This is a genomic window from Sphingosinicella sp. YJ22 (assembly GCF_011320075.1).
Taxonomy (GTDB): Bacteria; Pseudomonadota; Alphaproteobacteria; order Sphingomonadales; family Sphingomonadaceae; genus Allosphingosinicella.
Genome location: NZ_JAANPA010000033.1, coordinates 1 through 20,024 on the forward strand (window position 1 = coordinate 1; position 20,024 = coordinate 20,024).

General features: G+C 68.3%; 25 protein-coding genes and 2 pseudogenes. 16 read left to right on the forward strand and 11 right to left on the reverse strand.

Translation table 11 applies throughout. The features are described from left to right. On the reverse strand, positions 1 to 952 hold a 952-nt coding region (gene xseA / locus G7B71_RS11715), incomplete at its 3' end, for an exodeoxyribonuclease VII large subunit (RefSeq protein ID WP_207774781.1). Between xseA and purD the strand changes: the two genes are divergently transcribed. The 3 genes from purD to G7B71_RS11730 all read left to right on the forward strand — a co-directional run bounded on the left by purD (position 951) and on the right by G7B71_RS11730 (position 3,369). After that, positions 951 to 2,234 (forward strand): phosphoribosylamine--glycine ligase, encoded by a 1,284-nt coding sequence (gene purD, locus G7B71_RS11720; RefSeq protein ID WP_166041087.1) that lies wholly within the window; start codon positions 951 to 953, stop codon positions 2,232 to 2,234. The two genes, xseA and purD, sit on opposite strands and share 2 nt — an antisense overlap. Positions 2,235 to 2,270: 36 nt before the next feature. Continuing rightward, positions 2,271 to 2,582 (forward strand): hypothetical protein, encoded by a 312-nt coding sequence (locus G7B71_RS11725; protein ID WP_166041089.1) that lies wholly within the window; start codon positions 2,271 to 2,273, stop codon positions 2,580 to 2,582. Positions 2,583 to 2,838: 256 nt separating this feature from the next. After that, positions 2,839 to 3,369, forward strand: a complete 531-nt coding sequence (locus G7B71_RS11730; protein WP_166041091.1) for a helix-hairpin-helix domain-containing protein — start codon at positions 2,839 to 2,841, stop codon at positions 3,367 to 3,369. Here the strand turns inward: G7B71_RS11730 and G7B71_RS11735 are convergent. Both G7B71_RS11735 and G7B71_RS11740 read right to left on the reverse strand, forming a co-directional pair. After that, positions 3,366 to 3,857: an STM3941 family protein gene (locus G7B71_RS11735; protein ID WP_166041093.1), complete on the reverse strand. Its 492-nt coding sequence runs from the start codon at positions 3,855 to 3,857 to the stop codon at positions 3,366 to 3,368. The two genes, G7B71_RS11730 and G7B71_RS11735, sit on opposite strands and share 4 nt — an antisense overlap. Before the next feature lie 32 nt (positions 3,858 to 3,889). Further along, positions 3,890 to 5,218 carry a hemolysin family protein gene (locus G7B71_RS11740; protein ID WP_166041095.1) on the reverse strand — a complete coding sequence of 443 codons (1,329 nt, stop codon included), beginning with the start codon at positions 5,216 to 5,218 and terminating at the stop codon, positions 3,890 to 3,892. Positions 5,219 to 5,359: 141 nt separating this feature from the next. Between G7B71_RS11740 and G7B71_RS11745 the strand changes: the two genes are divergently transcribed. Beyond that, entirely contained in the window at positions 5,360 to 6,031 is a 672-nt protein-coding gene (locus G7B71_RS11745) for an OmpA family protein (protein ID WP_166041097.1), read from the forward strand. A 128-nt stretch (positions 6,032 to 6,159) separates the two neighbouring features. Here the strand turns inward: G7B71_RS11745 and cysC are convergent. The 3 genes and pseudogenes from cysC to G7B71_RS11760 form a co-directional block, all read right to left on the reverse strand. Continuing rightward, positions 6,160 to 6,696: pseudogene (cysC, locus tag G7B71_RS11750) on the reverse strand (adenylyl-sulfate kinase); the annotation flags it as partial. Positions 6,697 to 6,744: 48 nt separating this feature from the next. After that, entirely contained in the window at positions 6,745 to 7,176 is a 432-nt protein-coding gene (locus G7B71_RS11755) for a nucleoside deaminase (protein ID WP_243406223.1), read from the reverse strand. Positions 7,177 to 7,224: 48 nt separating this feature from the next. Continuing rightward, complete coding sequence (locus G7B71_RS11760; protein WP_166041103.1) at positions 7,225 to 7,446, reverse strand: hypothetical protein; 222 nt, start codon at positions 7,444 to 7,446, stop codon at positions 7,225 to 7,227. 181 nt (positions 7,447 to 7,627) lie between these two features. On the opposite strand from G7B71_RS11760, the gene rpmB reads away from it, so the two are divergent. Next, a complete protein-coding gene (gene rpmB / locus G7B71_RS11765; RefSeq protein ID WP_166041105.1) occupies positions 7,628 to 7,924 on the forward strand; it encodes a 50S ribosomal protein L28 in 297 nt (98 codons plus the stop codon). A gap of 4 nt (positions 7,925 to 7,928) precedes the next feature. On the opposite strand, the gene G7B71_RS11770 is transcribed toward rpmB, so the two are convergent. From G7B71_RS11770 to G7B71_RS11785, 4 genes are all read right to left on the reverse strand, one after another. Next, complete coding sequence (locus tag G7B71_RS11770) at positions 7,929 to 8,900, reverse strand: esterase-like activity of phytase family protein (protein WP_166041107.1); 972 nt, start codon at positions 8,898 to 8,900, stop codon at positions 7,929 to 7,931. Between the two features lie 7 nt (positions 8,901 to 8,907). After that, positions 8,908 to 10,737, reverse strand: coding sequence for a cobaltochelatase subunit CobT (gene cobT / locus G7B71_RS11775; protein ID WP_166041109.1), 1,830 nt, complete (start codon positions 10,735 to 10,737; stop codon positions 8,908 to 8,910). Positions 10,738 to 10,748: 11 nt separating this feature from the next. Beyond that, on the reverse strand, positions 10,749 to 11,759 hold the full coding sequence (cobS, locus tag G7B71_RS11780; protein ID WP_166041110.1) for a cobaltochelatase subunit CobS: 1,011 nt from the start codon (positions 11,757 to 11,759) through the stop codon (positions 10,749 to 10,751). A gap of 62 nt (positions 11,760 to 11,821) precedes the next feature. Next, on the reverse strand, positions 11,822 to 12,526 hold the full coding sequence (locus tag G7B71_RS11785; protein ID WP_166041112.1) for a winged helix-turn-helix transcriptional regulator: 705 nt from the start codon (positions 12,524 to 12,526) through the stop codon (positions 11,822 to 11,824). Between the two features lie 76 nt (positions 12,527 to 12,602). Between G7B71_RS11785 and G7B71_RS11790 the strand changes: the two genes are divergently transcribed. From G7B71_RS11790 to G7B71_RS11815, 7 genes and pseudogenes are all read left to right on the forward strand, one after another. Then, positions 12,603 to 13,061, forward strand: a complete 459-nt coding sequence (locus G7B71_RS11790; protein WP_166041113.1) for a VOC family protein — start codon at positions 12,603 to 12,605, stop codon at positions 13,059 to 13,061. Between the two features lie 26 nt (positions 13,062 to 13,087). Continuing rightward, positions 13,088 to 13,582: a VOC family protein gene (locus G7B71_RS11795; RefSeq protein WP_166041115.1), complete on the forward strand. Its 495-nt coding sequence runs from the start codon at positions 13,088 to 13,090 to the stop codon at positions 13,580 to 13,582. A gap of 115 nt (positions 13,583 to 13,697) precedes the next feature. Next, a complete protein-coding gene (locus tag G7B71_RS11800) occupies positions 13,698 to 14,372 on the forward strand; it encodes a glutathione S-transferase family protein (protein ID WP_166041117.1) in 675 nt (224 codons plus the stop codon). Positions 14,373 to 14,408: 36 nt separating this feature from the next. Continuing rightward, positions 14,409 to 14,756: pseudogene (locus G7B71_RS15705) on the forward strand (DUF1428 family protein); the annotation flags it as partial. Further along, positions 14,748 to 15,140, forward strand: a complete 393-nt coding sequence (locus G7B71_RS15710) for a DUF1428 domain-containing protein (protein WP_279338405.1) — start codon at positions 14,748 to 14,750, stop codon at positions 15,138 to 15,140. The pseudogene G7B71_RS15705 and the gene G7B71_RS15710, both read left to right, overlap by 9 nt. A 13-nt stretch (positions 15,141 to 15,153) precedes the next feature. Continuing rightward, entirely contained in the window at positions 15,154 to 15,972 is an 819-nt protein-coding gene (locus tag G7B71_RS11810) for a VOC family protein (RefSeq protein ID WP_166041121.1), read from the forward strand. Then, complete coding sequence (locus tag G7B71_RS11815; RefSeq protein WP_166041122.1) at positions 15,962 to 16,630, forward strand: dihydrofolate reductase family protein; 669 nt, start codon at positions 15,962 to 15,964, stop codon at positions 16,628 to 16,630. Before G7B71_RS11810 ends, G7B71_RS11815 begins: the two co-directional genes overlap by 11 nt. A 1-nt stretch (position 16,631) precedes the next feature. Here G7B71_RS11815 and G7B71_RS11820 read toward each other — a convergent pair whose 3' ends face one another. After that, positions 16,632 to 17,222 carry a J domain-containing protein gene (locus G7B71_RS11820; protein ID WP_243406224.1) on the reverse strand — a complete coding sequence of 197 codons (591 nt, stop codon included), beginning with the start codon at positions 17,220 to 17,222 and terminating at the stop codon, positions 16,632 to 16,634. A 42-nt stretch (positions 17,223 to 17,264) separates the two neighbouring features. On the opposite strand from G7B71_RS11820, the gene G7B71_RS11825 reads away from it, so the two are divergent. The 4 genes from G7B71_RS11825 (at position 17,265) to nusB (ending at position 20,003) form a co-directional block, all read left to right on the forward strand. Then, the gene (locus tag G7B71_RS11825; RefSeq protein ID WP_166041125.1) at positions 17,265 to 17,552 is read left to right on the forward strand and encodes a BolA family protein; all 288 of its coding nucleotides are present in this window, start codon (positions 17,265 to 17,267) and stop codon (positions 17,550 to 17,552) included. 22 nt (positions 17,553 to 17,574) lie between these two features. After that, positions 17,575 to 18,474, forward strand: a complete 900-nt coding sequence (locus G7B71_RS11830) for a pirin family protein (protein ID WP_166041127.1) — start codon at positions 17,575 to 17,577, stop codon at positions 18,472 to 18,474. After that, positions 18,471 to 19,364 carry an alpha/beta hydrolase gene (locus G7B71_RS11835; protein ID WP_166041129.1) on the forward strand — a complete coding sequence of 298 codons (894 nt, stop codon included), beginning with the start codon at positions 18,471 to 18,473 and terminating at the stop codon, positions 19,362 to 19,364. The genes G7B71_RS11830 and G7B71_RS11835 overlap by 4 nt, the downstream gene beginning before the upstream one ends. Positions 19,365 to 19,547: 183 nt before the next feature. Continuing rightward, positions 19,548 to 20,003 carry a transcription antitermination factor NusB gene (nusB, locus tag G7B71_RS11840; protein ID WP_166041131.1) on the forward strand — a complete coding sequence of 152 codons (456 nt, stop codon included), beginning with the start codon at positions 19,548 to 19,550 and terminating at the stop codon, positions 20,001 to 20,003. The last annotated feature ends 21 nt before the right edge of the window (positions 20,004 to 20,024 follow it).

Here is a 20,024-nt window from a genome sequence, read left to right on the forward strand (position 1 = left end):
TTATTGCATCGGCTTCCTGGCCCAGGCCGTCGCTCTCGCGCTCGGCGCGATGGCCCATCTGGCGCACCTGGGCGAGCAGGTCGGCGCGCACCGGCACCGCGAGCTCGGCGGCGGCGGTCGGCGTCGGCGCGCGCATGTCGGCGGCGAAATCGCACAAAGAGGTGTCGGTCTCGTGGCCGACGGCGGAGATGGTCGGGATCGTCGAGGCGGCAACCGCCCGCACCACCACCTCCTCGTTGAACGCCCACAGATCCTCGATCGAGCCGCCGCCGCGCGCGACGATGACGAGGTCGGGGCGCGGCACCGGCCCGCCGGGCTGGATCGCGCTGAACCCGCTGACCGCCGCGGCGACCTGCTCGGCGGCGCCGTCGCCCTGCACCGGCACCGGCCACAGGATCACCTCGGTCGGCCAGCGGTCGGCGAGGCGGTGGAGGATGTCGCGGATCACCGCGCCGGTCGGCGAAGTGATCACTCCGATCACCTTGGGCGCGAAGGGCAGCGGCCGCTTGCGGTCGGCGTCGAACAGCCCCTCGGCGGCGAGCTGATGGCGGCGCTTGTCGAGCAGCGCCATCAGCGCGCCCTGGCCCGCCAGCTCGAGCCGCTCGACCACCATCTGGTAGCGCGAGCGCGCCGGATAGGTGGTGATGCGGCCCAGAGCGACCACCTCGATGCCGTCCTCGGGGCGGAACTTGAGACTGCCCGCGCTGGTCCGCCAGATCACCGCGTCGAGGCAGGCGTCCTGGTCCTTGAGGGTGAAATAGCAATGGCCGGAGGCGTGGCGCTTGAAGCCGCTGATCTCGCCGCGCACCCGCACCTGGCCGAACGAATCCTCGATCGTGCGTTTGAGGGTCGCAGCCAATTCGGAAACGCTGAGCGCGGGGGCATTGTCGCCGGGCATCACATTTGCCAACAGGCCGGTCGAACTATTCGCGGCGCCTTGAGGATCTGTCATGAACATACTGCTGCTGGGATCGGGCGGGCGCGAACATGCGCTGGCATGGAAGCTGGCGCAATCGCCGAGCTGCGCAAAGCTGTTCGCCGCGCCCGGTAATCCGGGCATTGCCAAGCACGCGCAGCTGGTCCCGCTCGACGCGGCCGACCACGCGGCGGTCGTCCAATTCTGCCGTGCCGAGCAAATCGGGCTGGTGGTAATCGGTCCCGAGCAGCCGCTGGTGGACGGCCTCGCCGACAGCCTGCGCGCCGAGGGCATTCCCGTGTTCGGACCAGGCAAGGACGCGGCGCGGTTGGAAGGCTCCAAGGGCTTCACCAAGCTGCTCTGCGCCCGCGCCGGCATTCCGACGGCGCGCTTCGCCCGCGCCGAGACCCGCGCGGAAGCCGAGGCGGAGCTCGACCTGTTCGGCCTGCCGGTGGTGATCAAGGCCGACGGGCTCGCGGCGGGCAAGGGCGTGGTCATCGCGACCAGCGCCGAGGATGCCGAGGCTGCGGTCGCCGACATGTTCGCCGGCGGCTTCGGCGCGGCCGGCGCGTCGGTGGTGATCGAGGAGTTTATGGACGGCGAGGAAGTGAGCTTCTTCGCGTTGACCGACGGCAAGACGGTGGTGCCGTTCGGATCGGCCCAGGACCACAAGCGCGTCGGCGACGGCGACACAGGCCCCAATACCGGCGGAATGGGCGCCTACAGTCCGGCGAGCATCTTCACGCCGGACCTTCAGCAGCGCGTGCTTGCCGAGATCGTCCAGCCGACCGTGACCGCGATGGCCGCGGCGGGGACGCCGTTCGTCGGCGTGCTCTACGCGGGGCTGATGCTGACCGAAGAGGGCCCGAAGCTGGTCGAGTATAATGCCCGCTTCGGCGACCCGGAATGCCAGGTGCTGATGGCGCGGCTCGACAGCGACCTTGCCGAGCTGATGCTCGCCGCCGCGACCGGGCGCCTTGCCGGGGCCGCGCCGCCGCGCTTCCGCGACGAGGTCGCGCTCACCGTGGTGATGGCCGCCGAGGGCTATCCCGGGACGCCCCGCAAGGGCGGCGCGGTCGCCAGGCTCGAGGCCGCGGAGGCGGAGGTGGAAGGCGTGCGCGTCTTCCAGGCGGGGACGGCGGAGGCCGACGGGCGCCTCGTCGCCAATGGCGGCCGGGTGCTCAATGTGACCGCGACCGGCGGCGACATCGGCGAGGCGCAGGCGCGCGCCTATGCCGCGGCGGAGCGGATCGACTTCGATACCGGCTTCTACCGCCGCGACATCGGCTGGCGCGAGATTGCGCGGCGGGCCGGCTGACGCTTAAGAGTGGGACCGGAGGAGCCGATGTCGCGCATGTCCAAGTTCCTGATCGGCCTCGCCGCCGCCCTTGTGGTGGCGCTGGTCGCCTATTGGCCGCTCGGCATGGGCGTGACGTTCGTCGACCGGCTTGAGGCGGGCGCGAACGTGATGGTCGCGCGGGCCGACGTCGCCGGGGTGACGGTGGCGATGCAGCGCGCGCCGCTCGCTCGCAAGGCTTTGCTCAGCGGCCCGGCCAACCAGTTCCAGCGCGAAGGGATGGGATCGCTGCCCGGGATCAACCAGCGGGTGCTCGCCGTGCCCGGCATGGGCCGGGTCGAGTGGACCAACCCGCCGCCGTCGCAATGAGGCTTTGGGCAACGAGGGAGGCGCGCGCGTGCCGTTGATCGTCGAGACTCTGATCCTGTTCGTCATCGCCTACCTGCTCGGCATCGGCCTCGCGGCGCTGCTGTTCGGCACACGCCGGCGCAACAGCTACCTCGAGGAGTGAGGCGGTGATCGAGCTGATCCAACATTTTCAGGTGCCGCTTGCCATCACGGTGGCGATCGGCTTCGCGACCGGGCTGTGGATGTTCCGCGCCCGCACACAGGGGGACCGCGAACCATGAATTTCGATTCCACCACCACTTTCCTGATCGTCGGCGCGGCGATCGTCGTCCTGCTCGTGCTGTGGGCGGTGCTCCGCGCCGCGTCGCGCGTATCGGTCGCCAAGGAAGCCCGGGACCGCGCCGGCGAGCCTTATGTCGCCAACAAGGAGCGGCCCTACATGAAGGAGGCGGCGCCTGCCGCAGACCTCGCGCCGCCCTCCGCCGATCCCGACGTCGCCCAACCGGCCGTGCCGGTGGCCGAGGATTTCGCCGGCATCGCCTTCCCGCCGCGCGCCACCGATCATGGCGACTTGCTCACCCGCCTCAAGGGCGTCGGGCCCAAGCTCGCCGCGATGCTCAACGACCAGGGCATCACCCGCTACGAGCAGCTCGCGTCGATGGACGATTCCCAGCTCGCGGCGCTCGATGCGCGGCTCGGCACGTTCAAGGGCCGCCTCGCCCGCGACCGAGTCCCCGAGCAGGCCCGCTATCTCGCCAGCGGCGACACCGCCGGCTTCGAGGCGACCTTCGGCAAGCTCGGGAGCTAGTGCCCGGTCGGGACGTCGCCCTCCCGCATCCGGCCTGACCCTGCGAACCACATGTCGAAGGCGGCGACCAGATCGTCAAAAGAGCGATCGGTTCCGGTCGCCACCAGTAAGACCTCGCCATAACCAAGCTTGCGATTGGCGGCCGCGATCTTGCGCTGCCACCAGTTGGCGGCGACAAAGCGCTGCGGCTCGTGGAGGCTCAGTCCCAGCATTCGAGTGCGTGACACCTCGACCACACGCGCCGACCGGATCGCGCTCAGCGGGATCGGCTCGGGACGCCAGCGTCGCCAGTAGACGCCGTCTCCGTCGATCCGGATCTCGACCCGGCGAGAAAATATGCGGGTTCCGATTAAGAATGCGCCGAGCGCGAAGAACGGAGTGCCGAGATAGCCTCCGAGCCAGACCTCGTAGTCGAGCGGGCTCCCGCTCACCGCGATCCAGAAGGCCCCGGCGGCCATGGCGACGGAAAGCAGGAACAGAGCAAGCATCCGCGCTGGCGAATTTCTTGCTTCGAAGGCCCTCAACCCCGGCGCCTCGTCTTGATCTCGCTGGCGAGCAGCTTGTCGATCTTGCGGCCGTCCATGTCGACGATCTCGAACTGCCAGCCGCCGAAGCGGAAGCGCTCGCCGACCTCGGGCAGGTGCTTGAGCACCGACAAGGCGAAGCCCGCGGCGGTCGCATAGTCGCGGTCGGCGGGGAGCGGGATTCCGAGCCGGTCGGCGAGGATGTCCGCCGAGACCGAGCCGGACACCCACCAGCTGCCGTCGTCGCGCTCGACCAGCGGCGGATCGGTGGCGAGATCGGCGTCCGACGCGAAGGCGCCGGCGAGCGCGGTGAGCAGGTCGGCCGGAGTCACCAAGCCGTCGAAATGGCCATATTCGTCATGGACGAACACCATCGGCACGCCCGATTCCTGGAGGACCCGAAGCGCGTCCATCGCGTCCATGCGGTCGTGGATGATCGGCACCTCGCGCATCAGGGCGCGCAGATCGACGGGAGCGCCTTCGAGCGCGGCGGCGATGATGTCGCGCGACTGGACGACCCCGATGACATTGTCGACGGTCCCCTCGGCGACCGGGATCCGGCTGTGCGGGGTCGAGCGCAGAAACTCGCGAATCGCCGCCGCGTCGGCGTCGGCGTCGATCCAGTCGACATCGGTGCGCGGGGTCATGATCTCGCGGGTCGGCCGGTCGGCGAGGCGCACCACGCCTGAAATGATCGCCCGCTCGCTCTCCTCCAGCACGCCGGCATGGGTCGCCTCGGCGACGACCATGTGCAGGTCCTCGGCAGTGACGTGATCGGCCGATTCGCGGTTCATCCGGAGCAGCGAGAAGATGAGGCTGCTGGTGCGGTCGAGGAGCCAGACCAGAGGCGCGGTGATGCGCGCCACCCACTGCATCGGCACCGCCACCACGATGGCGATCCGCTCGGGCGAGCGCAGCGCGAACTGCTTGGGCACGAGCTCGCCGATCACCAGGCTGACATATGTCACGAGCACGATGACGATGGTGAAGCCGACCCGCGCGGCGATGTCCGGATCGAGGCCGAGCGCGGCGATGCGCTGGCCGATCGGCCCGCCGAGGCTTGCACCCGAATAGGCGCCGGCGAGGATTCCGATCAGGGTGATTCCGATCTGCACGGCCGACAGGAAGCGGCCGGGATCGGCGGCCAGCGCAAGCGCGGCGGTGGCGCCGCGGCGCCCGGTCCGCTCCAGCGCCTTGAGGCGCGGGCGGCGGGCGGAGACGATGGCCAGCTCCGACATGGCGAGGACGCCGTTGAGCGCGATCAGCAACAGGATGATGCCGACGTCCAGCCAGGGAATGGGCGCGAGGGTTTCGGGAGACGGCATGGTGCGGCTTCCCAGCCTTTAGCCGCTGAACGGCAGGTGCGACAACCGCCTGTTGTAATGTGACGTTCATGGAACAACCCGCGGCGGAGGGCGGTTCACATGGCGCACGACAGTATTCCAGAGTTCACGAAAGGATGTCGCATGCCTGTAAAACGGCTCCCCACCACCCTCTTCGCCATTGCCCTGATGGGCGGCACCGCCGCCTGCGTCACCAATCCCGAGACCGGCGAACGTGAGTTTCCCGTTCGCACCGCGGTCGGCGCCGGAATCGGCGCGATCGGCGGCTATCTGCTCGGCGACCTGATCGGCGGGCGCAGCGACCGTACCGAGCGGATCGTCGGCGCCGGCATCGGCGCCGTCGCCGGCGGCGCGATCGGCCAATATATGGACCAGCAGGAAGCGCGCCTGCGGCGCGAGACCGCCGGCAGCGGAATCGAGGTCGGCCGCGAGGGCAACGACCTGGTGCTGCGCATGCCGGCCGGGATCACCTTCGCCTTCGACCGGTCCGATATCCAGCCGCAATTCCAGGCGACGCTCGACGAAGTCGCCCAGACGCTGCAGGCCTATCCGTCGACGGCGATCGACGTCTACGGCCACACCGACAGCACCGGCACCGACGCCTACAACCAGAATTTGTCGGAGCAGCGCGCCCGCTCGGTCGCCAACTATCTGATCTCGCGCGGCGTCCAGCCGGTCCGAATCGCCACGCGCGGCTTCGGCGAGAGCCAGCTTCTGGTCAATCCGGAGCGGACGGAAGCCGACCGCCAGGCCAACCGCCGGGTCGAGATTCGAATCTCGCCGGTCAGCCAGTAACTGGCCGTCATTGCGAGCCGAAGGCGAAGCAATCCAGTCCAGCTCCGGGCTGGAGTGCTTCGCTGCTGCGCAGCAGCAGTTTATCCTGAGCGACGCAGGCAGCGTCGAAGGGTTCGCAATGACGATGCTTAGAGCGAAAGGCTCGACAGGATCAGCTCAACCGCCTCGTCGGGGGTCAGCGCCGTGGTGTCGATCCTGAGCTCCGCCGCCTCGGGCCGCTCATATGGACTGTCGATCCCGGTGAAGCGCGGGATCTCGCCGGCGCGGGCGCGGCGGTAGAGCCCCTTGGGATCGCGCGCCTCGGCCACGGCAAGCGGCGCATCGACGAAGATCTCGGCGAACTGGCCCGCCGGGAACAGTGCGCGCACCAGCCGCCGGTCGGCGCGGAACGGCGAGATGAAGGCGGCGAGCACGATCAGGCCCGAATCGACCATCAACCGCGCGACCTCGCCGGCGCGGCGGATATTCTCGACGCGGTCGTCGTCGCTGAAGCCGAGATCGTTGCTGAGCCCCTGACGCATCGCGTCGCCGTCGAGTAGAAAGGTGTGACGGCCGAGATCGTGGAGGCGGCGGTCGAGCCGAGTCGCGATCGTCGTCTTACCGGCGGCCGACAGGCCGGTGAACCACAACAGCCGGGGCTTCTGCCCCATCAGCGCCGCGCGCTCGTTCGGCGCGACGCCGCTGCCCTCCCCGTCTCGAGTCATGGCTCACGTCTAGCCGCGGCGCTCGCGAAAGAAAGCGCGCAGCTGCTCGGCCGCTTCCTCCTCGCCGATGCCGGACATGACTTCGGGGGCATGGTGACAGGTCGGCTGCGAATAAATCCGCGGACCGTGAAGGACCGCCCCTCCCTTCGGGTCCGGAGCGGCGAAATAGAGCCGGCGGATGCGCGCGAAGCCGATCGCGGCGGCGCACATCGCGCACGGCTCGAGCGACACCCACAGATCGCACTCGTCCAGTCTCGAGGTGCCGAGCACCCGCCCCGCCTCGCGAAGCGCCTCCATCTCGGCATGGGCGGTCGGATCGACCGCGCCGCGCATGCGGTTGCGGGTGACGGCAACCATTTCGTCGCCGCGAGTCACCACGGCGCCGACCGGCACCTCGCCCGCAGCAGCGGCGGCGGCGGCTTCGTCGAGCGCAATGCGCATGGGCCGGGGCAGCGGGAATGGCATGGCCGGCGCTGCCCCGAAGAAGGCTTATTGCTGCGGAGCGGGCTGCGCCTGGTTCGCCGGAGCACCCTCGCCCGGGCGCTCGACGACCGGGACGGGGACGACGACATTGCGCTGCTCGACCGAAATGTTGACCGGCTGAACCTCGATGCGGTTGCCGCCCTGGGGAATGTTGATCACGCCGAGCCACACCAGGACCACGGCGAGCAGGACGACAAGAGCGAGGATCATCAGCAAGAGTCGGAGCATTCCGCGTCTCCACTTATATCAGGTTGGCCGACCAACGAGCCGATTGCATAATCGGTTGCACCTGCGCAACGAAATGCCGCTCGGCTTGACGGAGGGCGGCCCTCAAGCTATGCGCCCCATCGCTTTCCGGGAGACCCGCTTCTTGCGGGCTTTCGCCGAACATCCAGGAAGAGACACGATCATGTCGCGCATTTGCGAGCTGACCGGCAAGGGCCGGCAGGTGGGCCACAACGTTTCCCACGCCAACAACAAGACCAAGCGCACGTTCCTGCCGAATCTGCAGAACGTCACGCTGATCTCCGATTCGCTCGGCCGCGGCGTCAAGCTGCGGGTGTCGACCCACGGCCTTCGCTCGGTGGAGCATGTCGGCGGCCTCGACAACTGGCTCGCCAAGACCAGCGACGACAAGCTGAGCCTGCGCGTCCGCCGGCTGAAGCGCGAGATCGCCAAGAAGGGCAGCGAGCAGGCCGCGGCCTGACGCCTCACTCCCTCAGCGCGAACTTCATCAGCAAGGTTCGCTGCAGCGGAAAATAATTGTCGTCGGAGGCGAGCCAGACGATGGTCTGCTCGCCTTCGCGCGTGATGCTCAATGCCTCCATATTGTCGACGGTGAGCGGCGGCGCGAAATGCGCGATCTCCCGCCCCTCGACCGGCCGGCCTGTCCCGAGCGCCGCCACATCCACCACCACCAGCTTGGCCGACGCCCCGTCGAGCAGGGTCAGCCGGCGCTGGAGCAGCAGCAGGCGGCCGTCGGGCAATTGCGCCGCATCGGTGATTCGGTAGCCCTGCGCGGGGCGGACTCGCAGTTGGACCGGATCGCCGCCTGCGGTGGGGTCGCCGGGGAACAGCAAGGCGGGGCTTGTCGAATCCGGATCGAGCGATTCGGAGATGACCAGGAAGCGGCCGTCGGCGAGACGGTGCATCGCCTCGGTGCCGCGGTTGGTCGGCCAGCGGCGCATGCCGGCGGGCGCCACTCGCGCCTCGGCCCGCCAGCCCGGCCTGGTATAGCGCCACACCTCGTTGCGATTCTCGAAGGCGAGCCAGGCGTGGCCGCCGGCGACGAACATCGCCTCGGTGTCGCGGTCGATCTTGCGCGTCGGCGAACCCGGACCGGCTGGAAGCGGAAGCACATCGACCCGACCGGGGCCGCTCCCGGGAACCGCGAAGCCGAGCAGGATTCCTGAATCGCTGATCGCGGTGACGCGGTCGCCCTCCACCGCCATCGCCGAGATGCCGCCGAAGCGGGAATCGTCGCTGGTCAGCGACCAGCCGGCGAGGAAGTCCAGCGCGCCGACGCGGCGCTGGTCGGGATCGTCTTCGTTGAGCAGGACCGGCTCCGCAACGAGCGCGGCGGTGCCGGGGCCGAGCGGCGGCGCAGGCGGTCCGGGAGCGATCGGCGTCGCCAGCGCCGCGAAGGCCAGCGCGGCCAGGCCGGCCCGTCTCCACCGTGCCATGCGCGGGTCAGGCCGCGTCGAACAGGGAGGCGAGCTGCTCGACCATGGTGCCGCCCAGTTGCTCGGCGTCCATGATGGTGACCGCGCGGCTGTAATAGCGGGTGACGTCGTGACCGATTCCGATCGCGACCAGCTCGACCGGCGAGCGCTGCTCGATCCAGCTGATCACCTGCCGCAAGTGGCGCTCCAGATAGGTGCCGCTGTTCACCGACAGGGTCGAATCGTCGACCGGCGCGCCGTCGGAGATGACCATCAGGATGCGCCGCTCCTCGGGCCGGGCGATCAGGCGGTTGTGCGCCCACAGCAAAGCCTCGCCGTCGATATTTTCCTTGAGGAGCCCCTCGCGCATCATCAGACCGAGGCTCTTGCGGGCGCGGCGCCACGGCTCGTCGGCCTGCTTGTAGACGATGTGGCGAAGATCGTTGAGCCGGCCCGGATGCGGCGGGCGTCCCTCGGTCAGCCAGGTCTCGCGCGCCTGGCCGCCTTTCCAGGCGCGGGTGGTGAAGCCGAGGATCTCGGTCTTCACGCCGCAGCGCTCGAGCGTCCGGGCGAGGATGTCGGCGCTGATCGCCGCGATCGAGATCGGCCGGCCGCGCATCGATCCACTATTGTCAAGTAGCAGGGTGACGACCGTATCCTTGAACTCGGTGTCCTTCTCGACCTTGTAGGACAGCGAGTGCATCGGGTTGACGACGACACGGGCGAGGCGGGCGGCGTCGAGCATCCCCTCCTCCTGGTCGAAGTCCCACGAGCGCGACTGCTGCGCCATCAGGCGGCGCTGGAGGCGGTTGGCAAGCTTGGTGACGGCGCCCTGGAGATGGACGAGCTGCTGGTCGAGATAGGAGCGGAGACGTCCGAGCTCCTCCTCGTCGCACAGGTCGCCGGCGCTCACCACCTCGTCGAAACGGGTCGTGTAGACCTTATAGTCGAAGCCCGGCGGCAGGTCGGACAGCGGGCGGTTGGGACGGACCGGCATGATTCCGGCCTCGGCTTCCTCGCCAAACGATTCGCCGTCGTCGCCGAGATCGTCCTCGGGCTGATAGTCCTCCTCGTTGTCGCCTTCGCTCTGCTCCTGCTGGCCGCGGATCTCGGCCTGGCCCTCGCCTTCGCCCTGGTCCTGGTCGCCTTCGTCCTCGTCGCTGTCGTCGCCGGACTCGCCGCCCTCGTCCTCGTCGCCGCCTTCCGCGTCGTCGGCATTGGGCGGGGCGGCCTCGGTCAGTTCGAGGTCGCGCAGCACCTTGCCCATCAGGTCGGCAAAGGCGCGCTGGTCGTCGAGCGTGAGCGCGAGCGCGTCGAGATCGGCGCCGGCCTTGTCCTCGATCCATTCCGCGACGAGGTCGAGTCCCGCCTTGGCAGCGGGCGGCGGCGCGTCGCCGGTCAGCCGCTCGCGCACGAGCAGGCCTACCGCGCTCGACAGCGGCACTTCCTCGCGGGTGCGCGCCCGCACCAGGGGATCGGTGCGCAGCCGCATCTCGGCGAGGCCCGCGAGGTTTGCGCGCACGCCCTCCATCGCGCGCGCGCCAAGCGCCTCGACCCGCGCCTGCTCGGCGGCGTCGAACACGGCACGGGCGATGTCGTCGGCGGGCTGAGCGCGCGCGTGGAGCCGCGGATTATGATGCTTCAGCTTGAGCGCTGCGGCGTCGGCGAAGCCGCGCGCCTCGGCGATGTCGCGCGCGCTGAGAGTGCGGCCCGGCATCGGCGCCTTGATCGACTTGCCCTGGGCGCTCGGCAGGTCGCTGGTGAAGCTGACCTCGGCCTCGGCATCCTCCGCCAGCGCCCGGGCCGCGCTGGCCAGCGCGTGGCGGAAGGTCTCGACCGGATTGTCCTTGTCGGCCACTTCGTCCTTCGTCAGGCCTTCGCGGCGCCGGCGACGCTGTCGGGCAGATCCTTGCCGAACACGCGCTGATAATATTCGGCGACCACCGGCCGCTCCGCCTCGTCGCACTTGTTCAAGAAGGTGAGGCGAAAGGCGAAGCCGACATCGTTGAAGATGAGCGTGTTCTGCGCCCAGCTGATCACCGTGCGCGGGCTCATCACGGTCGAAATATCGCCGTTCATGAAGCCCTGGCGGGTCAGCGCCGCGACCTTGATCATTCGGTCGACTTCCTGGCGGCCGCCCTCATGATCATACTCGCCCGACTTGGCGAGGACGATGCGCGCCTCGGTCTCGGCCGGCAGGTAATTGAGGGTCACGACGATGTTCCAGCGATCCATCTGGCCCTGATTGATCTGCTGGGTGCCGTGATAGAGGCCGGTCGTGTCGCCGAGGCCGATCGTGTTGGTCGTCGCGAACATGCGGAACCAGGGGTTCGGGCGGATGACCCGGTTCTGGTCGAGCAAAGTGAGCTTGCCCTCCGCCTCCAATACGCGCTGGATCACGAACATCACATCCGGCCGGCCGGCGTCATATTCGTCGAAGACGAGCGCGGTCGGAGTCTGAAGCGCCCAGGGCAGAAGCCCCTCGCGAAACTCGGTGACCTGCTGGCCGTCCTTGAGGACGATGGCGTCGCGGCCGATCAGGTCGATGCGGCTGACATGGGCGTCGAGATTGATTCGGATGAGCGGCCAGTTGAGCCGCGCCGCGACCTGCTCGATATGGGTCGACTTGCCGGTGCCGTGATAGCCCTGGACCATCACCCGGCGGTTCTTGGCGAAGCCCGCGCAGATGGCGAGGGTGGTGTCGGGATCGAAGACATAGGCCGGATCGAGATCGGGCACGCGCTCGTCGGCTTCGGAGAAGGCCGGGACCTCGAGGTCGCTATCGATTCCGAACAGCTCGCGCACCTTCACCACCCGGTCGGGCAGCTCCATCACCGTGGAGGCGCGGCTGTCGGGATTGACGTTGGGAATATCGACCATGGTCTTCTCTTGGGATCGCTGTGGGCTGGCTGCGTAAAGCCTCCCCCGCAGGCTAGCAACGCTCAAGAGATGCTTATCGATGCGGGCTCGGGCAAGGGAAAGCAGTCGGGAAGGCGGGACAGGAGAGTGCGGTCGCCCTCCACCTGGAGGTCGCCGGACGCGATCGCGTTGTCGAGCGGACGGCCGGCATAGATGACGCTAGCGATCGCGCTCGGGCTTCCGGTGAGCACCGCGTCGGGCGCGGCGACATCGCCGCGGCCGATGTCCACGACTCCGCCGGCGCGGGTCCAGAAATAGCTCTCCTCGCCCATGCGAAGCTGGATTCGCCCTTCGAGGTCGCCCGCCGCCTCGGCGCTGAACATGGTACGCAACGACAGCATCAGCGAGACCGGGCTGAACGGCCGGGTCGGGTCATGACGCGGGCTGCGCACCGCCCAGCGGCCGAGCGCCTGGAAGATGGGCGCGGCTTCATAGCCCCACGGGGTGAGCTCATAGACCTGCACCGAAGCGGGCGGCGGCAGCTTGCGGCGCGCGAGGATGCCGGCCGCTTCCAGCCCTTCGAGACGCTGGGTCAGCACATTGGCGCTGATCCCGTTGAGGCTGCGCTTGAGATCGCCGAAGCGGCGCGGGCCCATCAGCAGCTCGCGGATCACCGGCATCGCCCAGCGCTCGCCGATCAGGTCCATGCCGTGCGCGGCGGCGCAGGCATCGTCGTAGCGCCTCTTGTCGGACGTTTCGGCTCGGCTGGTCGCCTTTTCAAACTCCATAGTTGCTTTTTATAACTAAGAAGTTCACAAACCACAAGCGCCGAGTCGCTGACTTGGATCAAGCGGGAGCAAAAGCATGAGCCGGATGATCTTCGTGAACCTGCCCGTCACCGACCTCAAAGGGTCGATGGCCTTCTACGAGGCGGTGGGCGCGACCAACGAGCCCAAGTTCACCAATGAGGCCGCGGCGATGATGCGCTTCAGCGAGGAAGTGAACGTCATGCTGCTCACCCACGATTTCTGGCGGACCTTCACCAGCAAGGACATTCCGGACGCACACAAGAGCGCTCAGGTGCTGCTGTGCCTGTCCTGCGAGAGCCCTGAGGCGGTCGACGCCCAGGTCGAGGCGGCCAAGTCCGCCGGCGGAGTCGCGGATCCCACGCCGAAGCAGGACATGGGCGGAATGATGTACGGCCGCAGCTTCGAGGATCCGGACGGCCACATCTGGGAAGTGATGTGGATGGATTCCGGCGCCGCCGAGCAGGGCGCCAGCGCCTTCGAGGAGACTCATCCGCAGCCGCAGCCCGTCGCCTGAACCCGATCGATCGAGGGAGCCGAACGATGACCAAGCTCACCACCTGCCTGTGGTCGAACTACACGGCCGAGGAACAGGCCGAGTTCTACACCAAGCTGCTTCCCGACAGCCGAATCACCCGGGTCCAGCGCACGCCCGCCGACACGCCGTCGCAAAAGGCCGGCGACGTGATCGTCGTCGAGATGGAGCTGATGGGCGAGAAGTTCATCCTGCTGAACGGCGGCCCGATGTTCCAGCACAGCGAGGCGGTGAGCTTCGTGATCCCGACCAAGGACCAGGAAGAGACCGACCGCTACTGGAACGCCATCGTCGACAATGGCGGCGCGGAGAGCATGTGCGGCTGGTGCAAGGACAAATGGGGCGTGAGCTGGCAGGTCACCCCGACTCGCCTCATCGAGCTCAACTTCGACAATCCCGACCCGGCCAGCGCCAAGCGCGCGATGGAGGCGATGATGACGATGAAGAAAATCGACATCGCCACCATCGAGCGCGCCGCCGCCGCCGAGACGGTCGGCGCCTGAATTGATCGAATTGTCATTGCGAGGAGCGTAGCGACGAAGCAATCCAGTCATCGAGCTGCACGTCGGCTCTGGATTGCTTCGCTCCGCACGCAATGACGGCCTGGAGGAAGTGCCAATGCCCGTCGACCCGAATGCGCCGGTGCGCATCAGCGCGTTTCGCTGGGTGCCCGACTTCGCCCGCGGCCAGGTCCGCGACCTCCGAGTCCGCTGGGCGCTCGAGGAAGCCGGAATCCCCTATTCGGTGCGCAAGCTGGACGCGATGGCCGAGCGGCCGTCCGACTATTTCGCCGAGCAGCCGTTCGGCCAGGTGCCGAGCTATCGCGACGAGGACGTCCAGCTGTTCGAATCGGGCGCGATCGTCCTCCACATCGGCGACAAGAGCGGCGCCCTGCTGCCGCCCGACACCGAAGGCCGCGCCCGCGCCACCGCCTGGCTCATCGCCGCGCTGAACAGCGTCGAGCCGCCGATCCTTCAGCTCCTCCTCCTCGACCTGTTCTGGAAAGACCAGCCGGGAGCGAAAGACATTCGGCCGAACGTCGTCGAATTCGTCGAGAAGCGCCTCGATCGGCTGGTCGACTGGCTCGGCGACAAGGAGTGGCTCGAAGACCGCTTCACCGCCGGTGACCTGCTGATGGTCACGGTGCTTCGCGCGCTCGACCACACCGACCTCGTTAGCAAGCGCCCCGTGCTGGCCGCCTACAAGGAGCGCGGAATCGCCCGCCCGGCCTTCAAGGCCGCGCTCGCCGCCCAGCTCGCCGATTTCGAGGAACGTCAGCCCGCCATGGCGTGAGCCGCGGCGACCAGGGATCAACGAGGGAGAAAGACGATGACCTATGTCGAAGGCTTCGTGGTGGCCGTCCCGACCGCCAACAAGGATAAGTATCGCGAGCATGCCTCCGGCGCGGCGCCCCTGTTTCAGGAATTCGGCGCGACCCGGATGGTCGAGAGCTGGGCCGACGATGTGCCGGACGGCAAGGTCACCGACTTCAGGAAGGCGGTCCAGGCCACGGACGACGAGAGCGTGGTCTTCTCCTGGTTCGAATATCCTGACCGCGCGACCCGCGACGCCGCCAACGCGAAGATGATGAGCGACCCGCGCATGGAGCAGATGGGCGCGGACATGCCCTTCGACGGCAAACGCATGATCTTCGGTGGGTTCGAGCCGCTGCTCGACGAAGGCACTCCCGGCCGGGGCGGCTATACCGACGGCTTCATCCTGCCGGTGCCGGAGGGCAAGAAGGACGCCTATCGCGACATGGCGCAGAAGGCCGCCGCGGTGTTCCAGGAATATGGCGCGACCCGCGTCGTCGAAGCGTGGGGCGACGACGTGCCCGACGGCAAGGTCACCGACTATAAGCGCGCGGTGAAGGCGCAGGACGGCGAGAATGTCGTCTATTCCTGGATCGAATGGCCGTCGAAGCAGGCCCGCGACGACGGCTGGGCCAAGGTCATGGCCGACCCCCGCATGCAGCCGACCGAGGAGCATAAGAGCGTCTTCGACGGCCAGCGCATGTTCTGGGGCGGCTTCCAGCCGATCGTCGACACCGCCAAGGGCTGAGGGAGAGGCGACCATGGCGACCCCGCCCGGCAGCTTCATCTGGTACGAGCTGCTCACCACCGATCTCGACGGCGCGCGCGACTTCTATGGCGCGGTCGTGGGCCTAGTCATCCCAGCAGAACCAACGCCGGGTCCGATGGACTATCGCATGATCGGGACGCCCGGCGGCGAGACGGTGGGCGGCACGATGCAGCTCACGCCGGCCATGAGCGAGGGCGGCGCGAGGCCGGGCTGGTTCGGCTATGTCGGGGTGGACGATGTCGATGCGACCGTGACGAAGATCGCGGCCGCGGGCGGGCAGGTGAAAATGCCGCCGACCGACATCCCTCAGGCCGGACGGATCGCCATGGTCGCAGACCCCCAGGGCGCGCCCTTCTACGTCATGCGCCCGACTCCGCCGCCTGGCGCGGAGGACACGGACAGCTGCGTCTTCCATCCCGAGAAGGCCGGCCATGTCGCCTGGAACGAGCTCCATGCCAGGGACGGCGCGAACGCGTTCGATTTCTATGCCGATCAGCTCGGCTGGGAGAAGAGCGACGCGATGGATATGGGCCCGATGGGCACCTACCAGATGTTCAAGGTCGGCGGCACCGACCAGGCGATCGGCGGAATGATGACCAGCCCCGAAATGCCCCAGCCGACGTGGCTCTATTATTTCAACGTGCCCGATATCGACGAGACTCTGGAGCGCATCAAGGCGAACGGAGGCAAGGTGAACTACGGCCCCGGCGAGATTCCCGGCGGCTACTTCATCATCCAGGGCAACGACCCACAGGGCGCGATGTTCGCCGTGGTCGGGCCGCGCAAGGGAGCACAAGCCGATGCCGCGTAAGATCATCGGCGGGGCCTTCCTGTCGATGGACGGGGTGATGCAGGCGCCCGGCGGCCCGGAGGAGGACCCGACCGGCGGCTTTCCTTATGGCGGCTGGCTCACCAAGCTGTTCGACGAGGGACTTGGCAACCAGGTCGACAGCCTGTTCGGCCAGCCGTTCGACCTTCTGCTCGGGCGCCGGACCTACGACATCTTCGCCGCCCACTGGCCGGCCTTCGCCGACGACGGCGGCATCGGGTCCCTGTTCGCCAAGGCCCGCAAATATGTCGTGAGCGGCTCCCACCTCCCGCTGAACTGGGAGGGCAGCCACCGGCTGGGCGGCATCGAGGCGGTCGCGGCGCTCAAGGCGGCGGAGGATGGGCCCAACCTGGTCATCCAGGGCAGCTCGACGCTCTATCCGCAGCTTCTCGCCCACGGCCTGCTCGACCGGCTGGTGACGATGACCGCGCCGCTCGTGCTCGGCCAGGGCAAGCGCCTGTTCGGCGACGGCACGCCGGCCGGGACCTTCAAGCTCATCGAGCATCGGGTCACCGCGGGCGGCACCGCGATGGCGACCTACGAGCCTGCGGGAGAGGTCGAGACCGGTTCGTTCGCGACGCCCGATCCCTCGCCCGAGGAGATCGCGCGCCGCGAGAGGATTGAAGCGGGCACCTGGTAGGTCAGGCGAAGACCGGTCGCGCCTTCAGGGCCTGATAGGCTTCGATCACCGCCTGAAGCGCCTGCTCGTGGCTGCGGTCGCCACCATTGCGGTCGGGGTGGAACTTGCGCACCAGCTCGGCATAGCGGGTGCGCAGCGCCCGGCGGTCGGCGTCGACCGGCAGGCCGAGGACACGCAGATACTTGCGGTCGCCTTCGCTCAGCACGCGGCCGTCAGCGCGCTGCTGATTCTGCCCCGGCGCGGACCGGAAGCGCGCGCCGATCGCGTCCAATGGGTCGGTGAAGTCGGCCCAGCGCGGCGGCGGCGAGCCGTTGGTCGAGAAGGCGCGGGTCTCGCGGTCCCAGCCGGCGAAGGGATTGTGCGCCGACTGGATCTCTTCCTCGCTCATCCCGGAGAAATAATTGTAGCCGCTGTTGAACGCTCGGACATGGTCGAGGCACAGCCAACGCCAGTCGCCGGGACCGTCGAAGGTCGGGCCGCGGCCGGCGGGCGCGCGGAATTCGCCGGCACCGGCGCAGCCGGGATGGTCGCACGATCGCCCCGTCTCCACCCGCCCGTGGAACCGCGTCCGCCTTTCACCCGCACTCGCCAAAAGCCTGCTCCATCTTCGTCCAAGCCGCCATATATAGGCGCGATGACCGACCAGTTCACCGGCCCGATCGCGGCCGAAATCCACCAACGGCTAACGGCCGCCCTCTCCCCGACACGGCTCGTCGTGCGCGACGACAGCGAGAAGCATCGCGGCCACGGCGGCTACAATCCGAATGGCGGCGAGAGCCATTTCACCGTCGAGGTGGAATCGACCGCCTTCGCCGGCCAGTCGCGCCTGGCGCGCCAACGCGCGGTCAACGCGGCGCTCGCCGACCTGCTCAAGGAGCGCGTCCACGCCCTCGCGATTGTCGCGAAGGCGCCGGGCGAGTAGCCCCCTGGGTGAGGAGACGCTGATGACCGACGACCCGTTCCTGCTCACCCTCCACCCGACCACACACGATCTCGGCGGGTTCAAGGTCCACCGCACCTTGCCGCACCGCGAGCGGACGACGATCGGGCCGTTCATCTTCTTCGACCAGATGGGTCCGGCGAGCCTCGCGGTCGGCCAGGGCATCGACGTTCGGCCGCATCCGCACATCAATCTCGCGACGGTGACCTATCTGTTCGCCGGAGCGATCGACCATCGCGACTCGCTCGGCACCTTCAAGACGATCGAGCCGGGCGCGGTGAACCTGATGACCGCAGGGCGGGGGATCACCCATTCGGAGCGCTCGCCCCAGGGCGAGCGGGTGAAAGGGCCGCAGCTTTCCGGAATCCAGACCTGGATCGCCTTGCCGAGCGACAAGGAGGAGCTGGACCCCGCCTTCGAGCATGTGCCCGAGGCGGCGCTGCCGCTGATCGAGGACGGCGCGGCGCGGGCGCGGGTGATCATGGGTAGCCTGTGGGGCGCGACGTCGCCGGTGACCCAGCACAGCCCGATCATCTATGCCGACATCGCGCTTCAGCCGGGCGGAACCATCGCCATCGACGACGAGGCGGAGGAGCGCGCAGTCTATCTCGCCGAGGGCGAGGCGAGCCTCGACGGGCAGCGGCTCGCGCCGGCGACGCTCTACGTGCTTCGGCCGGGCTACCGCGCCACCTTGCGCTCCGAGCTCGGCGCCCATGTCATGCTGTGCGGCGGAGCGCCGCTCGACGGGCCGCGCCACGTCTTCTGGAATTTCGTCTCGTCGCGCCGCGACCGGATCAACCAGGCCAAGGACGACTGGCGCGCCGGCCGCTTCGCTCTGCCGCCCGACGACGACCGCGAGTTTATCCCGCTGCCCGAGGTGCCGAAGACGGTCAGCTATCCGTGACCGCGGTTGAGACGACGCGAGTCAGCCTGGACACGGGCGTCACGCTCAAGGTTGCTTTCGGCGGGCCGCAGGACGGCGAGCCGGTCATCCTGCTCCACGGTTTCCCCGAATCGCACCGCACCTGGCGGCACGTTGCGTCCGATCTCGCCCGCGACCATTGCGTGATCGTGCCGGACCAGCGCGGCTTCGGCGGCTCGGACAAGCCGGAAGGCGTCGAGCATTACAGGGTCGAGGAAACGATCGCCGACATCTTCGCGCTCGCCGACGCGTTCGGGATCGAGCGGTTCACCTTGGTCGGCCATGATTGGGGCGGCGCGATTTCGTGGACCGCGGCGCTTCGCCAGCCCGAGCGGCTCAGCCGGCTCGTCATCATCAACGCGCCGCATCCGCTGATCTTCCAGCGCAGCGTCGTCGACGACCCCGCCCAGCGCGCCGCCTCACAATATATCCGCGCCTTCCGAAGCCCGATGATCGAGAAGGGCATCGACGCGATGGGGCTGGAGACCTTCTTCGCGAAGAGCTTCGGCGGTCATGTCGACCTCGCCTTCGTGCCGCCGGAGGAGCGCCAGGTCTATTTCGACGACTGGCGCCAGGAAGGCGCGCTCACCGCGATGCTCAACTGGTATCGCGCCAGCCATCTCGACGTGCCGGCGATGGACGAGCATGCGATCGGCCCGGCCTGGACCCGCGCCCCGTTCCCCAAGGTGAGTGTGCCGACGCTCGTGGTCTGGGGCATGCGCGACAAGGCGCTGCTGCCGCTCCAGCTCGACGGACTCGACGAGTTGGTCGACGACCTCACCGTCGTGCGCATCGAGGAGGCCGGCCATTTCGTGCCGTGGGAGCGCCCCGCGCCGGTCGTCGCCGCGATCCGCGCCTTCCTCGACCGCTAAGATCCTCCCTGTCGCGGAGCGATGGGGAGGGGGACCGCTCGCGAAGCGAGAGGTGGAGGGGTAGGCGTCGGATCCGATTGCCCCTCCACCGCCTTCGGCGGTCCCCCTCCCCATGAAGCTGCGCTTCACAGGGAGGATGAAAACGCCTTCACCTTCTGCCTCGGCATCGCTACCTCGCGCGCCATGGCCAAGGGCTCCAACCGTTCCACCGCGCGCTCCGCCGCGCGCCTCGCCGCCGTCCAGGCGCTGTACCAGCAGGAGATGGAGAAGACCCCGGTCCCGCTCCTTCTGCACGAATTCCATCATCACCGGCTCGGAGCGACGATCGACGAGGTCGAATATGCCGACGCCGAGGTCGATTTCTTCGACGACGTCGTCAAGGGCGTCGCCGCCCGGAGCGAGGAGCTCGACTCCATGATCCAGGCCAAGCTCGCGCAAGGCTGGACGCTGGAGCGGCTCGACAAGCCGATGCGCCAGATCCTGCGCGCCGGCGCCTATGAGCTGGTCGCCCGCATCGACGTGCCGACGGCGAGCGTCATCTCCGAATATGTCGACGTGGCGAAGGCCTTCTACGACAAGCGCGAGTCCGGCTTCGTCAACGGCCTGCTCGATGCCATCGCCAAGGACGCGCGGCGCTAGAAGCGCTATGCGGGAGCGGCG